General features: G+C 68.4%; 14 protein-coding genes. 10 read left to right on the top strand and 4 right to left on the bottom strand.

Annotated elements, in window-relative coordinates:
- The first annotated feature begins 296 nt into the window (after positions 1–296).
- The 6 genes from IMZ11_RS37475 (at position 297) to IMZ11_RS37450 (ending at position 7,544) form a co-directional block, all read left to right on the top strand.
- Positions 297–1,160 (top strand): methionyl-tRNA formyltransferase, encoded by an 864-nt coding sequence (locus IMZ11_RS37475; protein WP_228647430.1) that lies wholly within the window; start codon positions 297–299, stop codon positions 1,158–1,160.
- 128 nt (positions 1,161–1,288) lie between these two features.
- On the top strand, positions 1,289–1,558 hold the full coding sequence (locus IMZ11_RS37470) for a hypothetical protein (RefSeq protein WP_228647428.1): 270 nt from the start codon (positions 1,289–1,291) through the stop codon (positions 1,556–1,558).
- A complete protein-coding gene (locus IMZ11_RS37465) occupies positions 1,551–2,165 on the top strand; it encodes a DUF6879 family protein (RefSeq protein WP_228647426.1) in 615 nt (204 codons plus the stop codon). The genes IMZ11_RS37470 and IMZ11_RS37465 overlap by 8 nt, the downstream gene beginning before the upstream one ends.
- A gap of 195 nt (positions 2,166–2,360) precedes the next feature.
- Entirely contained in the window at positions 2,361–4,640 is a 2,280-nt protein-coding gene (locus tag IMZ11_RS37460) for a tetratricopeptide repeat protein (protein ID WP_228647424.1), read from the top strand.
- 233 nt (positions 4,641–4,873) lie between these two features.
- Positions 4,874–7,216: a putative Ig domain-containing protein gene (locus tag IMZ11_RS37455; RefSeq protein WP_228647422.1), complete on the top strand. Its 2,343-nt coding sequence runs from the start codon at positions 4,874–4,876 to the stop codon at positions 7,214–7,216.
- Between the two features lie 67 nt (positions 7,217–7,283).
- Positions 7,284–7,544, top strand: a complete 261-nt coding sequence (locus IMZ11_RS37450; protein ID WP_228647419.1) for a GntR family transcriptional regulator — start codon at positions 7,284–7,286, stop codon at positions 7,542–7,544.
- Here the strand turns inward: IMZ11_RS37450 and IMZ11_RS37445 are convergent.
- Positions 7,505–8,128: a TetR/AcrR family transcriptional regulator gene (locus tag IMZ11_RS37445; RefSeq protein WP_228647417.1), complete on the bottom strand. Its 624-nt coding sequence runs from the start codon at positions 8,126–8,128 to the stop codon at positions 7,505–7,507. The two genes, IMZ11_RS37450 and IMZ11_RS37445, sit on opposite strands and share 40 nt — an antisense overlap.
- Before the next feature lie 95 nt (positions 8,129–8,223).
- On the opposite strand from IMZ11_RS37445, the gene IMZ11_RS37440 reads away from it, so the two are divergent.
- Together IMZ11_RS37440 and IMZ11_RS37435 are read left to right on the top strand one after the other, a co-directional pair.
- Positions 8,224–9,273 (top strand): aldo/keto reductase, encoded by a 1,050-nt coding sequence (locus IMZ11_RS37440; protein WP_228647415.1) that lies wholly within the window; start codon positions 8,224–8,226, stop codon positions 9,271–9,273.
- Between the two features lie 82 nt (positions 9,274–9,355).
- On the top strand, positions 9,356–9,904 hold the full coding sequence (locus IMZ11_RS37435; RefSeq protein WP_228647413.1) for a YceI family protein: 549 nt from the start codon (positions 9,356–9,358) through the stop codon (positions 9,902–9,904).
- 157 nt (positions 9,905–10,061) lie between these two features.
- Here IMZ11_RS37435 and IMZ11_RS37430 read toward each other — a convergent pair whose 3' ends face one another.
- Both IMZ11_RS37430 and IMZ11_RS37425 read right to left on the bottom strand, forming a co-directional pair.
- Positions 10,062–12,548: an N-acetylmuramoyl-L-alanine amidase gene (locus IMZ11_RS37430; RefSeq protein ID WP_228647411.1), complete on the bottom strand. Its 2,487-nt coding sequence runs from the start codon at positions 12,546–12,548 to the stop codon at positions 10,062–10,064.
- A 202-nt stretch (positions 12,549–12,750) separates the two neighbouring features.
- Positions 12,751–13,089 carry a rhodanese-like domain-containing protein gene (locus IMZ11_RS37425; RefSeq protein WP_228647409.1) on the bottom strand — a complete coding sequence of 113 codons (339 nt, stop codon included), beginning with the start codon at positions 13,087–13,089 and terminating at the stop codon, positions 12,751–12,753.
- Between the two features lie 37 nt (positions 13,090–13,126).
- On the opposite strand from IMZ11_RS37425, the gene IMZ11_RS37420 reads away from it, so the two are divergent.
- A complete protein-coding gene (locus IMZ11_RS37420) occupies positions 13,127–13,768 on the top strand; it encodes a TetR/AcrR family transcriptional regulator (RefSeq protein WP_228647407.1) in 642 nt (213 codons plus the stop codon).
- A 29-nt stretch (positions 13,769–13,797) separates the two neighbouring features.
- On the opposite strand, the gene IMZ11_RS37415 is transcribed toward IMZ11_RS37420, so the two are convergent.
- A complete protein-coding gene (locus IMZ11_RS37415) occupies positions 13,798–14,052 on the bottom strand; it encodes a hypothetical protein (protein ID WP_228647405.1) in 255 nt (84 codons plus the stop codon).
- A 365-nt stretch (positions 14,053–14,417) separates the two neighbouring features.
- On the opposite strand from IMZ11_RS37415, the gene IMZ11_RS37410 reads away from it, so the two are divergent.
- The coding region (locus IMZ11_RS37410) for a MaoC family dehydratase (RefSeq protein WP_228647402.1) at positions 14,418–15,054 on the top strand (637 nt) is incomplete at its 3' end.

Genomic DNA, 15,054 nt, shown 5'->3' with positions numbered 1-15,054 from the left:
GCACGATCGCGGCTCGCCGCGCTTCTTCGAGCTCCGACGGAGCGCCACCGAGCATGCGGAACGTCATCAGCGGGGGAATCCAGCACGGATCCGTTCTCCAGGGGCGGGATTTCCACGGGCCGGTATCACTTGGCATGTCCGAAATCGCGCCGGATAAAAGCCGCGGAAACGACTCACAGTGACCGGGCCGTCTCCCCGCGTCGCTCTCGTCGATTGTCGAATCAAGGTCGAAAGACCCGAGGCACCCGGTTCGTTATGCGGGAGGATGCGTCAACGAGTCGAAGTGGGGAGCGAACGTGGCCGACTCCATGCGTGTAGTTCTGATCTCATTTAGTGCGAGCGGGTTCATGCTCTTGCACGACGCGTGTGTCAGGGCCGGTCACACACCGGTGGCCTTCGTGCACGCACGGTCTCTCCGCCAGCGTAAGCCCACCGGCAAGGGCTCCGCGGAGACCATCGCGGCCATCAGTGAATCCCTGCCTCCCGGGATGGATCTCCTGCTACCCGGAAGTGTCGGCGGTCTGGCCCAGGCTCTGTCCGGATACCGGACCGACCTCATCGTGGTCTATGGGTTCCCGTGGAAGTTGCCGCCCGAAGTGCTGCGCACGGCAAGGCTCGGCGCCATCAACGTGCACACGTCACTGCTACCGAAATATCGAGGACCACTGCCTGTTCACTGGGCGGTCCGCAATGGCGAAACCGAGACCGGTGTGACGATCCACTGGGTGGATGACGACTTCGACACGGGAAGGATCCTCGCGCGCAAAGGCGGTGTCCGGCTGGAAGAGGATCTGGTCACCGCCCGGCTGTGGGGGGATATCGATCTCCTCATCGGTGAGTTGCTCGGTCCCGCGCTCGGTCGTGCGGCCGCCGGTGCGAGGGGCGAACCTCAGGAGGGCGTTGACGCCACCTACGCCGGGTGGATGGAGCCGGACTTCATGTTCGTCGACTGGAAACGTGGGGCTCGTGAAATCCATAATCAGGTCCGTACGTTCCGATTTCAGCTTTTTGGACTTCGCGGGCCTTTCGCGCAGGTGAACGGTGAGTGGGTGACGCTGCTGCGTACCGCGGTCGAGCCGGCGGACGGCCTGGAGATGGAGTGTGCCGACGGGCCTATCTGGATTATCGAGACGGCGCCGGCGGTCCCTCCTGATCGATAGGAATACCTGACGGGGAGTGCCCGATAAGCCTAATAAGGGCCCGCCTATATGGTAACTTCCTCTTTTCTCCTTTTTGTGTCGCGGGTACAATCCGTTTCTCGCTTGCCTTCCCGGGAGAGGAGAAATCCATGACTCGCGCATGGGAGGCCGACCCCTCGGCGGAGTTGGTCCGGCGGCTGGGCAAATCGGCCGCTGAGCTTGGCTCCACGGGTGGGGACAGCGGTTGTCCCGACATATGGGAGCTGGACAATGGCGACATCGCGGTGATCGGACGCGATCTCACGTCCGCCTACGAATCGCGGCTCCCGGCGAGTGTGGCCATCGCAGCGGACGAAAGACTGGTTATAATCCCGCGCATCATGATCGTCACGGCGAAGGCGGACATACCTGATGCGTAGTCTCTTGGATGCGTCTCTTGGGGAAAGGCTCACCCGAGAGGGATATCTGGGCGATTTCGACCGCAACTTCTGGGCCATCCGGGAGTGTGATTTCTGGAAACTGGAGCGACGCCAAACGTTCCAGGAGCCGGGAGACGACAGCTGGGAGGCGTTTTCCGAGGGCGACTGGGGGACGGCGCTTCGGCTGATCGAGGAGAGGCGGGACGCCCTCCGTGACTACTATCAGCGAATCACTCGAAGTGGATTCCGGACCCGGCGCGTCCGAGTCGTCGAAGAACCACCCACTCCCTACTTGCGGTGGGAGCTCCGTCTACTCCGATTACGGCACGAGTACGGCGGGAGTGTCCGCGTGGTCGGCCCCGATGCCATCCGGCCGATGGAAACGGAAAGCCCGATTCCCGAAGTGGTCACTCTCGGTGAAGACGTCATGTACGAAGTGCTTTACAACGATGACGGCATCCTTGCCGGAGGAGTGCGATACACCGATCCGTCCCTGGTGGCGGAGTGCCGGAGCATCATCGTCGCGCTCTATGAGAGCGGCGCAGATCTGAGCGATTATTTTGATCGCAACCGCGAGACGCTTGACCCCTCTCCTTGCGGAGGATAGGCGTTCTGCCGCAGCCACGGATCCGCGATCGTCCTCATCCGGTACTAGCTGAGGGAACGGGAAACAATGGGGTGGTCCAGAACGCCGAACGGCAGCGGGGACCGGCATGACGGCGACACGCACTCGGAATTGTCCGGCACTGCGGGAGACGTGGTGCAGGCGCGCGACGTACACGGAGGAGTCCACTTTCACGGGATGGCGCAGGCGGACCGGCACGTTCCCCGCCAGTTGCCGAGCGGCGTACGCGGTTTCGTCAATCGCGTCGGTGAACTGGAGCGGCTCAGGAAAGTTCTGATCCCCGATGGGGACCTCCTTCGGTCCGTCGGTGCCTGCGTGATCGCGGGCACCGCAGGGGTGGGAAAGACGGCTCTCGCGCTGCATTGGGCGCATCAGATCCGCGAGAGGTTCCCCGATGGCCAGCTCTATGTGAACCTGCGGGGATACGATCCGGGCCCTCCCATCACGCCGAACGAGGTGCTCGACAGATTCCTGCGTGCACTGGACCTACCGGCCGGAGCGATCCCGCCGGACCTTGAGGCAAGGGCCGCCCTGTACCGGTCCCTGCTGGCGGGCCGGCGGATACTGATCGTGCTGGACAACGCGATGAGCGCCGCCCAGGTGCGGCCCCTGCTGCCGGGTACGGACACCTGCCTGGTGATCGTGACCAGCAGGAGTCGGCTCTCCGGACTCGTGGTGCGTGACGGGGCGCACCGCGTCACCGTGGACATGCTCCCGGAGCCGGAAGCGCTGGACCTGATCCGCCAGGTCATCGCCGACTATCGCGGGGAGGACGACGCGGCGCAGCTGGCCGAGCTGGCCAGACTGTGCGCCCGGCTTCCCCTGGCGTTGCGGATCGCCGCGGAGCGCGCCGCCAGCCGACCGTGGATGCCTCTGGGCGACCTCATCCAGGACCTGCGTGATGAGTCCGCTCTCTGGGACGCGCTCACCGCGGAGAGCGGTGACGAGGCGGACGCCGTACGGACGGTCTTCGCCTGGTCCTACCGGGCGCTGCCCGAGCCCGTAGCCAGGCTGTTCCGATTGCTGGGGTTGCACCCCGGCCCCGAATTCGGGATTCCAGCCGTGGCGGCGATGGTCGGGATCACGGCCGGCCAGGCACGGCAGATGCTCGACATGCTGGTCGGGGCACACCTTGTCGAGCAGATCGCGCCCGACCGCTATCAGTTCCACGACCTGATGCGCGCGTATGCCCTCGACCAGGCGGCCGCCGAGGAGAGCGAGGAGAGCCGCCACGCCGTCGTGCGGCAGGTGATCACGTGGTATCTGCGTAGCGCGGCGCACGCTCAGGAGAAGCTGGCTCCCCTTGATCGGCCGATCGAGTTGGGCGACGCCACCCCACCTGTCGCGGTGGTGAACGTCTTCGATTATTCGGAGGCGCTTCGGTGGTTCCAGGCCGAGTTGGCCAATCTGGTCGTCGCCGTGCGTGCCGCCGCACAGACAGGGCTGGACGACCTCGCTTGGCGGATCGCCGCGATCGCGCGCAGCTACTGCATGCGCCACAACCCCTTCGAGTCGTGGTTCGCAATGGGATCCATGGGACTTGAGGCCGCCCGCCGTACCGGCGACAGGTACGGCGAAGCGGAGGTCCTGGACAGCTTGGGCAAGGCATATGTCCAGTCCCACCAGCTCGCCGAGGCCGCCGAACACCACGCCATGGCCCTCGCATTGCGGCGGGACATCGGGGACCGGCTCGGTGAGGCCATATCGCTGAACGCCCTCGGCCTGGTGCACATCCGCCGCCGCGAACTGGCACAGGCATATTCCGAGTTCGAGCAGAGTCTTGATGTGCTGCGGACGCTCGACGAGCCCTACTGGCGGTCGACCGTGCTGGCGAACCTGGCCGAGGCCGGGTGCGATCTGGGTCGCCTTGACGAGGCCGCTGATTTCGCGGTGCACGCGCTCGACGGGTTCCGCCGACTGGACAACCCGGACGGCCAGGGAAACGCGTTACGGATCCTGGCGACGGTTCGGCGAGAGTCCGGACAGGTCGATCTGGCACTGGACCATGTCGAAGAGGCCCTGGCCATCGCGCGCGAACGCTGCAACCTCGCATGGGAGGGATTCTGGCTGCTGGAACTCGGGAAGGCGCAACTGGCCGAGGGTCGCCCTGCCGATTCCCTGGTCTCTTTCCAGCGCTCCGCGAGCATCCAGCGGCGCATGGGCGACCGCAGCCGCGAAGCGCGGGCGCTGGACGGCACCGGTGAGGCATACCGCGCCCTCGGACGCCCCGCCGAGGCGCTCGAGTTCCATCGCCGGGCGGCGGCCGTGCACCGCGAGCTGGGAGACCGATGGCAGTTGGCGATCGCGCTGGAGAACATGATGGTGGCGATCGATCTGTCCGGGTCCGGGGATGACATCACTCCGTACCGGCGGGAGGCGCTTTCGGCTCTGGTCCGGCTGGAGGATCCCCGGGCTCGCGCCGTACGTGACCGGATCACGGCCATCGGGTCGGTGTAGCCCGCCCCTCCTGACCGGAGTCGTCGGCTCGTCGTGACCGACGGATCACGCATTACATCCTTTTTTGTCGGCTTTGTTGGCAGCCTGTCGCCGCCGCGACGGCCCGCGTTCAGCCGACCCCGGCACTGTGTCGCTGGCGGTTGATCAACCCTTCACGGATGGTCGACCGCTTCGCGGCCACGGTGGCCGAGCGCCCCGGCCACGGCCCGGGCGAGGTTCCGAAGGAGTAACGCGTGCGCGGTAACACGACGACGCGCCGTCTCGGGAGAGGCGTGGTGACGTCGATCGTCATCGCCTCGACACTGGGGCTCGGTGTCGCCCCCGTCCTGGCGGCCGACGGCGACCAGGCCGACACGGTGGTTCTCACCGAAGACTTCTCGTCAGGGGAACTCCCCGTCGGGTGGACCAGCCACCTCGGCTCCTGGCAGGTCAAGGACGGCCGCCTCGAAGGCACGTCTGTGAACGGCCAGCGTGCTCGCGTCACGTTCGGCACGAGCTACGAGAACTACCGGCTCGAGGCCACGGCGAACTTCCTACAGGTGGCGAACGACTCCCGCTGGCTCAACCTGGCCGCGGACTTCCACGGTGCCGAGGACTACGGTTCGGTGTTCGTGGTCCGCAGCAACACGAAGCTGAGCAACGGCCTCGAATACGCGGTGAACAAGACGGCCGGCGGGTCCTACACGTCGCCTGTCACCGCCGCCGCGAACGTCGCGCTCAACACGAACGAGACGCACGCGCTGTCGCTCGACGTACGCGGCACCCGTGCCACTCTCTCGATCGACGGCGTCGCGTACCTGTCGACGAACGACCTGCTCCGTACGAACGGAACGCTCGGCCTCGTCGTCAACAACGCGACCGTCGCCTTCGACGACGTGAAGGTCACCCGGCTCGCCGCAGAGGCGACGGCGCCGGGCGCGCCGACGGGCCTGCGCGTCTCGCAGAAAGACGGCCAGGCCACGCTCGCCTGGTCCGAACCCGCCGACGCGGGCACGACCCCTGGCGGGGGGGCCGCGACTGTGACCGGATACGAGGTCGCGATCGGCGCCGCAGACGCCGGCGCCGACGGCCTGACGTGGTCTCCGGCGACCGGGACATCCCACACGTTCACCGGCCTGGCTCCCGGCGCGTACGCGCTGTGGGTGCGCGCCGTCAACAGCGAGGGCAGGAAGGGCGAGCCCGCGAGCGCCAAGGCGTCACCGGGTGTCCCCAAGATCAAGGGCTTCACCAAGACGCTCAGCGGTGGCGCGTGGAGCGCCGGCCACGTGCAGGGCATCGCGGTCGACGAGGCGAACGGCTACATCTACTACTCGTTCACCACCCTGCTCGTGAAGACCGATCTTGAGGGCAACGTGATCGGAACCATGGGCGGGTTCACGGGGCATCTCGGCGACCTCGACTTCAACACGGCCGACGGCCGCGTCTACGGCTCGCTCGAGTACAAGGCGCAGAAGGCCTTCTACATCGCCATCATCGACGTCGACGCCATCGACGAGATCGGGATGCGGGCGCAGAACTCGGACATCATGCGGACCGTGTACCTCGACGAGGTGGTCGCCGACTTCACGGCCGACATGGACGGCAACGGCGTCTTCGACGGGGACACGGCGAACACCCCGGACCACCGCTACGGCAGCAGCGGCATCGACGGCGTCAGCTTCGGCCCGAAGTTCGGCGAGACCGAAGGCGAGCAGTACCTGACGGTGGCCTACGGCATCTACTCCAACCTCACCCGTACGGACAACGACCACCAGGTGCTGTTGCAGTACGACATCCGTGATTGGGCCCGCTACGAGAAGCCGCTGGTCGAGGCGGCTCCTCATCACAGCGGCCCGGAGAGCGTGTCGGGCAAGTACTTCGTCCGTACCGGCAACACCACCTACGGTGTGCAGAACCTGGAGTACGACGGCTTCCTGCGGCGCTGGTTCATGGGTGTGTACGCGGGAGCCAAGCCGGCCTTCCCGAACTACACGCTCTTCGCGGTGGACGCGGCGACCCGGCCCGTGCTCGGCGAACTCGCCGGCACCGGGGGAGACCGGGGCCTCCTGATCACGCCGGCGGCGGACGGGCGCGTCCACGAGGCCACCGGCGTCCGCGGCTGGGTCCAGAAAGCGGACGTGGGGATGGAATCGCTCGGTGACGGACTGTTCTACCTCGCGCGCAACGGCACCCGGAACGGGCAGCAGACCGCCGACATCACGCTCTACCGGTGGACCGGTGACAACGACACGCCCTTCGCATCGGTGAACGATGAGAGCGAACTCCACCGCGCGCCGGTCATCACCTCGCGTGTGCCGGCCGGTGGTGAGGTCGGTGAGGTTTACGCCCACACCTTCACCGCCTCTGCGTTCCCGAAGGCGAGATTCGAGGTGACCGCGGGCACGCTGCCCAAGGGGCTCACGCTTGACAGCGTGTCCGGGGTGCTCTCGGGTACGTCGACGAAGCCGGGACGGGTCGCGTTCACCGTGACCGCCGCGAACGGGGTCGATCCGGCCGCCACGCAGAGGGTCATCATCAAGATCAAGAACGGCAAGAGCGGCAACGGGAAGGGCAACGGTTCCGCCGACGCTCGTTGATCGGAATATTGCCGGATATTTGCCGCCTCGGACGTGGGAACGCGTCCGAGGCGGACATCTATGGGGCGTGGCCACGACGATCGAGCACGACGGCCCCGTGCCGGTGCACCGGCAACTCGCGGACATCCTCCGCGACCAGATCCTGAGCGGCCACATCGAGCCCGATTGCGCGCTTCCCTCGGAGGCGGACATCCGGCAGCGATACGGCGTGCTGCCCGAGGACGTACGCCGGGCGATCCAGGAACTCAGCGACGAGGGTCTCGTCTACATCCTCGCCGACCAGGGAGCCTACGTGTCCTCCCGCGCGGAGGAGACCGGCGGCGGCTGACGCCATGGCTTGGCTCCGTAGCGCAGTCCGTCGATGAGCAGGGCGACCATGCGCCCGGCACGGGCGGGATCCACCTCGGCCGGCAAGCACAGGTTGGACACCGCGTGGAGGAGTTCCATGGGCTCGACGTCGCCGCGGATCTCACCGGCGGCGGACGCGGCGGCGAGCAGCGATCCGAGGGCGGGCTCGAAGCGCTGCCGGAAGTAGGCGGGCAGCGGTTCGTAGGCGGGGTTGCCGGAGTGCAGGGCCGCGGCGAGCCCGCGTTTGGTCCCGAGGAATTCGGTGTACCGCCGCAGCCAGCGGGTGAGGGCCTCCATCGGCTCGTGCTCGGCGGCCAGGGTAACCGCGGTGTCGGCGCAGGCGTCGACTTCGTGCCGGAAGACGGCGCCGATCAGGTCGGAGCGTTCCGGGAAGTGGCGGTAGAAGGTGGCGAGTCCGACCCCGGCCTTGGCGGCGATCTCGCGTACCGGAGCGTCCGCGCCCGAGGTGGCGAAGACCTCCCGGGCCGCGTCGAGCAGCGCGTCGATGTTGCGCTGCGCGTCGGCGCGCACGCGACGTGCCCGGTCAGGTGTGGCCGCGCTCACTGAAGACCTCCGGTTGTGTAAGTGAGAAGCCGTTCCATATAGTGCGAAGTGATAAGCAGTTCCGCTTAGTCATGCTATGCCGTCAGAGGAGAGCCATGCACTACCGCACGCTGGGCCGCACGGGCATTCAGGTCAGCCCCTACTGCCTGGGCGCGATGATGTTCGGAGCCATCGGCAACCCGGACCACGACGACTCGATCCGCATCATCCACAAGGCCCTGGATGCCGGCATCAACTTCATCGACACGGCCGACATGTACTCGCACGGCGAGTCCGAGGAGATCGTCGGCAAGTCGCTCAAGGGCCGCCGTGACGACGTCGTACTCGCCACGAAAGTGTGGGGACCGATGGGTGACGACCCCAACCGGCGCGGCACCTCGCGGCGCTGGATCATCACCGAGGTCGAGAACTCGCTGCGCCGCCTGCGGACCGACCACATCGACCTCTACCAGGTCCACCGCCCCGACCCGACGGTCGACATCGAAGAGACATTGTCCGCGCTGACCGACCTCGTGCGCAGCGGCAAGGTCCGTGCGATCGGATCCTCGTGCTTCCCAGCCTCCGACATCGTCGAAGCGCAGTGGGCCGCCGAGCGCCGCGGCCTTGAGCGGTTCCGCACCGAGCAGCCGACCTACTCCATCCTCAACCGCGGCATCGAGCGCGAGATCCTTCCCGTCGCCGAACGCTACGGCATGGGAACGCTCGTCTGGAGCCCGCTGGCCCAAGGCATGCTCACCGGACGCTTCCGCAAGGGCCAGCGGACCGACACCCACCGCGCCACGTACGGGTTCAAGCACTACAGCGACGAACGCCGTCTCGACGTGGTCGAGCGACTCATCCCGCTCGCGGAACGAGCCGGAATGAAGCTGACTCACCTCGCGATGGCGTTCGCGATCGCCCACCCCGGCGTGACCTCGGCCATCATCGGACCGCGCACCATGGAACAGCTCGACGACCTGCTCGTCGGCGCTGACAGCACCCTCGACGACAAGATCCTCGACGAGATCGACACGATCGTCGCTCCCGGCACCGACGTCGGCCGGCTCGACATGGCCTACGCCCCGCCGGCGCTCGAGCGTGCCACGCTGCGCCGGCGGCCGGTCGACGAGCGCGCCGCCGCCTGGCAAAGGGTCCAGGCATCTTGACTACATGACCGGCCTTCCGCCAGGACGCCGGACCGCAGGTCAGAAAGAGGTTCCATCATCAGCTGTGAACTAGCCTGGAGACATGGGCATCCAGCCTGGCACGTACACGATGGGTCCCGAATCCGGGCGGCTCCTCATTCGGACCACCCGCGCCGGACTCGGCGCGAAGGCCGGTCACGATCTCACCCTTGAGCCTACGCGCTGGCACGGCGAGGCCACGGTGGCCGATCCGGCCGGTTCCTCGGTCGCGGTGGAGGTCGACGTCGAGTCGATCGAGGTCAAGGAGGGGACCGGTGGCATCAAGCCGCTCAGCGACTCCGACCGCAGGGATATCGTACGCAACCTCCGGGACAAGGTGCTGAACACGAGGGAACACCCGACGATCACGTTCCGGTCGTCACGGGTCGACGGCACCGCCGAGTCGTTCCACGTCGAGGGCGACCTCACCCTCGCCGGGGCCACCCGGACCGTCACCGTGGAGGGCCGGGTGGTCGAGGGGCGGGTGCGCGGGTCGACGACCATCGTGCAGAGCCGGTGGGGGATCCGCCCCTACTCGGCGCTCTTCGGCACACTCAGGCTCAGCGACGAGGTCGGCGTGGAGTTCGACGTCGGTCTCACTCCCGACGCCTGAGGGACACCGACACCGGTTCGGAGTGACGGCCGGCCCTGAGAGCGGCGGTGACCACGGCGGCGAGACCGGCGAAGGACTCGCCCGGAACGGGTCCGGGCGAGTCCCCTGTGGCGTGATCAGGCGTGTCTCACGCCGTGGACGGTCGTCCGCCTCCGAATCAGCTCGCGTCGTCCTCCCCGGACGGGGGAGCGGAGGTCACCGCCGCGGTGGCCTCCGACGTCGCGTCACCCTCCTTGTAGCCGGTCGCCGACACCGTCACCCGTACGGACAGGTGCGCGCCGCGGTCGTGACCCTTGATGTGGTAGGTCTCCGCGGTGGCATCCGCGATCGGGAGGCCGTCGCGCAGCCACTGGTAGGAGACCTTCTCCGCCGCCGGTGCCCACGTGCCTGGCGACGCCTTCAGCGACCACCCGATCTTCGCAACGCCGGTCACCTCCGGCTTCTCGACGGACGCGAACGTGCCGGGCCCGACGGGCGCGGTGGCCTCGGAGCGCGCCGACGTGGCGGTGAAGTACGGGTCGTCGACGGTCACCGTCACGGTCACGGCCTTGCCGAGGTCGGCGACGCCCGGCCGGAACGTCGCGGCGGTCGCGCCGGGGACCGCGGTGCCGTCCAGGTGCCACTGGTAGGTGAAGCCCTCCACCTGCCGTGACCACGAACCGGTGGAGGCGGTGAGATCCGCTCCCACCTCGGCGGTGCCGCCGATGGCGGGCAGCGCCGTGTTGGCCACCGCGGACCTCTGGCTGTCGTGCAGGTCCACCTCGGCCGCACGGACGAACACCTGCCGGTGGGCGTACCACAGCTGGTAGTACCTGTCCTGGCCCTTGAGGTCGGTCCGGTCGCCCGGGCCCGACCCGTCGAACGTCTTCGCGTGGTAGTAGTCCGTGACCACGTCCTCGTCGCTGACCGCGTACGTCTGTCCGACCGGGACCTTGTACTCGAGCGGCGAGAGCGCCTGCACGGGGACGGTGGTGCCGGCGTAGGCGGATGCCTCGGGATAGGCCCGGCCATAGACCGCGGCCGGTGTGGTCGTGGACCTCACGGTGACCGTCTTGGCGGACGTCCGCACGACGACGGGCTTGGCGGCGGGGTTGTGCAGCCAGGCGAGCGAGCCCGCCCACCACACGCCCAGCCAGTCGCCCTGCACCTCGGCGACGACGAGCTTCTGGCCCGAGACGGCACGCGCGCTGATGTCGCTCACGTAGGTCGTGCCCGCGACGCCGGTCGGCTTCCATCCCGGGTCCTTGGCGAGCGGGGCGCTCGCGGAGGGCGACTGGTGGAGCGGGACGAAGTTGGTGCCCGCGCCGGCGACGCAGTCCGGTGAGGGCGGCGACGCCGCCGCGCAGCCGGTCAGGGGCTGCGGGTTGTCGTGGTAGCCGGTCCGCACCTCGACGACGTCTCCCGCCGCGACATCGGACGTGGTCTTCCGCGTGCCGCCGATGGGAGCGCCGAGCAGCTCGAAGTAGTGGTCCCAGTCCCAGTACGGTCCCGGGTCCCAGTGCATGGTCTTGGTGTTGCCGAGGATCGTCCCCGGCACCTGGTCGTGGCCGATGATGTGCGCCCGGTCGAGCGGGATGTCGTACTTTCCGGCGAGGTGCTTCACCAGGGCGGCGGAACTCTGGTACATCGACTCGGTGTACCAGCCGGCGGTCCCGGCGAAGCCCTCGTGCTCGATGCCGATCGCGTGCATGTTCATGTACCAGTTGCCGGCGTGCCAGCCGACGTCCTTGGCGTCGAGGTGCTGGGCGATGTGGCCGTCGGACGAGCGGATCGTGTAGTTCCACGCGAGGTAGGTGGGGTCCTGGGCGAGCCTCACGGAGGGGCCGAAGTACCCCTCGGTGTCGTGGATGACGATGTAGTCGAGCTTCGGTCCTCCCGGCCCCGTGCGGTCGGCGAGGTCGTGGTTGCCGTAGTCGGTGGTGCCGTCCGGCGCGGTGGGGGAGTCCTTGGCGTACGGCGCCTCGAGCCACTCGCAGTCGAGTCCGGCCGGGCAGTCGGTGGTCGGGGCGGCGATCTTCTGCGCGCGCGGAAGCACGACCGAGCTGTCGGCGGCGAGCGTCACCCGCTGGCCGTCGTCGGTGACGCGGCTCTCGCCCTTCTGGAGGGTCTGGTAGACCTGCCGTACGAAGTCGTTCTTGGAGCCGAAGCGCGCCACCGCGCCCTGCCAGGCGGTCAGGTCGTCGCCGCCCTCGTGGTAGGACGCCAGCAGCGCCGCGCCGCCGCAGATGTTGGCGTTCGGCTCCTGGCGGAGCGCGGTGACCGGGAGGCCGGTCAGCTCGGCCGCCGCGGTGATCTGGCTCTTCGGCGCGGCCGTGCGGCCCTTGTCCGCTCCGTCCCAGGCTTCGGGTGCCTGGGCGCTCAGGTCGAACACGCCGTAGCCGCCGTCGTCGCTGGGCCGACCCTGATGATCGTCCCAGCGGGACAACATGTACGACACGGCCTTCAGCAGGGACTTGGGCACGCCCGTGGCCCGGGCCGCCTCGGAGAACGCCGCGTCCCGCGTGGGCGCGGACAGCGTCGCCGAACAGGACACCCGGGTGCCGGATGCCTGTTCGGAGGCGGAGCCCACCGCGGCCGGCGTGACCGACAGCAGCATCGCCGCGGCCGCGCCCGCGACGGCGGCGCTCCGGAGTGAAGATCTCACCTATGTGACCCCTTCTCGAAATGCCTGTGGGGGGTTCAGGCCGGGGTAATCACATAGCGCGCCGCCGTCTCGCGCCAGAGTGCTACGCAAATCTCGTCGAGATCGTAACTTTTCGCCAGGGACGGATGGTTGAGTGAAAATTACCGTCTTCGCATCCCCCGAGGGGTCATCGCCCCACGGAGGACGCGCGTCGCGGGAATCTTCAGGACGCCGTGGTGAGGGACTCCACGGGCAGGCCGGCCTCGACCCAGTCCTGGATGCCCTCCCGGTACTTGCGGACGTTCGTGTAGCCGAGGGCGCTGAGCCGGTTCGCGACCGCCTGGCTGTTCGGGCACGCGACGTTCGAGCAGTAGGTCACGATCGCGGCGTCCTTGTCGGGCAGCAGGGTGGCGGCCCGCTCGGCGACCTCGGCCTCCACGAGGGCGATCGCGCCCGGCAGGTGCTGCTGGGCGTAGTAGTCGCCCCCGAGGGCGTCGACGACGATGACGTCGCCGGCGTCGATGGCGGCCTTGAGCTCGTCGCGGGAGATGAGTGCGGTCATTGCGTCCTCCAGAAGAAGTGGACTACAGTCCATTTTTGTGAACGCGTCGGAAACTACCGGACCGCAGTCCGGTTCGTCAAGGCAACTGCTTCACCTACTCAGGGAGGAGCCGCCGAAGGAGCGGGCGGACGCCGCGCGCAACCGGCAGAAGGTGCTGGCCGCGGCGGCCAAGCTGTTCCGGGAGGAAGGGGTCGAGGCCGTCTCGATGGACGCGATCGCCGCGGAGGCCGGGGTCGGCAAGGGCACCCTCTTCCGGAGATTCGGTGACAAGTCCGGGCTGGTGGCCGCGCTGCTCGACGACCAGGAACGCCTGCTCCAGGGAAGGATCATTTCCGGTCCGCCGCCGCTCGGTCCGGGAGCGCCCGCCGCCGAACGTGTCGTGGCGTTCGTCGACGCCTACGCCGCGTATCTCTTCGAGAACCTCGACCTGCTCCGCGTCTCGGAGACCGCCAGTCCCGGCGCCCGGTACCGGATCGGCGCGTACCGGTTCTGGCACCTCCACCTGGCGATCCTGCTCGCCGAGGCCCGACCGGGCTGCGACGCTGATCTGGTCGCACACACGCTTCTCGCGCCGCTGGGGGCCGAGCACGCGACCGCCGTACTGCACGAGCACGAGGCGGAGCGGGTCGGGGCGGCCCTGCGCGATCTGGCGAACGCGCTGGTCGGATCCCGTCCCTAACCGAGATGGCCAGAACGCCGTGCGGAGGGTCAGCGGGCGGTCCAACCCGGGTCACGGCCCAGGTAGCGCAGCAGTGCCGCGACGTCGTCGTCCCCGTCCTGCGCCTCCAGCGCCGCCGCGTACGCGCCGTACGCCCGGAGCGGCGGGACGATCCGCTCGGCGACCGCCATCAGTTCCCGGGCGAGCTTCGGGGTGAGCGGCGACGGCTGCCCGGTGGCGACGGCGATGTCCCAGGCGTGCACCGCGGCGTCGAGGGCGCAGGCTCGGTCATTCAGGTTCTCCAAGGGGGTCTCGGGGGAAGGGCCTGCGAGCACAGGCGGGTGGTGCGGTCGTGGTGTACGGATGCCGTCTGGCCGGTGGTGGCGTTTCCTTCCGGCCGTACGCCGGTCCGGGGCGGTGGATGCGCCCTGGCGGCTTCCGTGTCTCCGACAGTAGACGGCAATTAGGACGGGTTCGTTCCTGATTGTGGGTGCGAGGGCTACCGGCTCAGGGCGTGTTCACGCGACGGCAGGGTTCCGCCACTCGGCGCGTCCGGTTCAGAGCGCCCGGAATGGTGCGCGCGCGACCTGAAGGGAAGATGACGGGTGACGCGGTCGCGGTCGCGACCGGGGCCGGACGCGCCGCGGAACGGGCGAGAGGGAGTGGACCGGTGACGGCGATCGTGGAAGGTCCGTACTTCGAGGAGCTGGCGGCCGGGCAAGTGTTCGACGGCGCTCCGGGAGTCACTCTCACCCCCGGGCACGCGGCGGTCCACCAGGCGGTCGTGGGCGATCGGCTGCGGCTGCCGCTGGACGCGCACCTCTGCGAGGAGGTCACAGGGAGAGCGTCCCTGGCGCATCCGGCACTGGTCTGGGACGTGGCGATCGGCCAGTCCACCCTGGTCACCCATCACGTGAAGGCGAACCTGTTCTACCGGGGACTCGTCTTCCGCCGATTGCCGATGATCGGTGACACGCTGCGCACGTCCACCCAAGTGGTGGCGCTGCGGCAGAACCGGCCGAAACCGGGCCGCCGTCCGACCGGGCTGGCAGCGCTGCGGATCAGCACCGTGGACCAGGACGGGGCACCGGTGCTCGACTTCTGGCGCTGCGCGATGGTGCCCCTCCGCGATCCCGCGACGCTGACCGGTCATGACGCCGATCTCGACGCGGTGGGTGCGGCCTCCGCGGACGCGGACCTCGTCGAGGCGTCGGCAGGGCTGCTGGCGGGCTGGTGGCTCGACCGGTTCAGGGAACGGGCGGCCGGCCGGCACTTCTCCGATGTGGCCGAGGGGGAGATGTGGCGGG

It is taken from the genome of Microtetraspora sp. AC03309 (assembly GCF_020826795.1).
GTDB classification, from domain to species: Bacteria; Actinomycetota; Actinomycetes; order Streptosporangiales; family Streptosporangiaceae; genus Microtetraspora; species Microtetraspora glauca.
Note: the sequence above shows the minus strand (reverse complement) of the source record. Positions and strands in the feature narration are given on the sequence as shown.

What these genes read in the sequence shown, in the direction of transcription:
- IMZ11_RS37470 (WP_228647428.1), top strand. Translation starts at nt 1,289, where the DNA reads ATGACTCGCGCATGGGAGGCCGACCCCTCGGCGGAGTTGGTCCGGCGG.
- IMZ11_RS37465 (WP_228647426.1), top strand. Translation starts at nt 1,551, where the DNA reads ATGCGTAGTCTCTTGGATGCGTCTCTTGGGGAAAGGCTCACCCGAGAG.
- IMZ11_RS37460 (WP_228647424.1), top strand. Translation starts at nt 2,361, where the DNA reads ATGGCGCAGGCGGACCGGCACGTTCCCCGCCAGTTGCCGAGCGGCGTA.
- IMZ11_RS37440 (WP_228647415.1), top strand. Translation starts at nt 8,224, where the DNA reads ATGCACTACCGCACGCTGGGCCGCACGGGCATTCAGGTCAGCCCCTAC.
- IMZ11_RS37435 (WP_228647413.1), top strand. Translation starts at nt 9,356, where the DNA reads ATGGGCATCCAGCCTGGCACGTACACGATGGGTCCCGAATCCGGGCGG.
- IMZ11_RS37425 (WP_228647409.1), bottom strand. Translation starts at nt 13,089, where the DNA reads ATGACCGCACTCATCTCCCGCGACGAGCTCAAGGCCGCCATCGACGCC.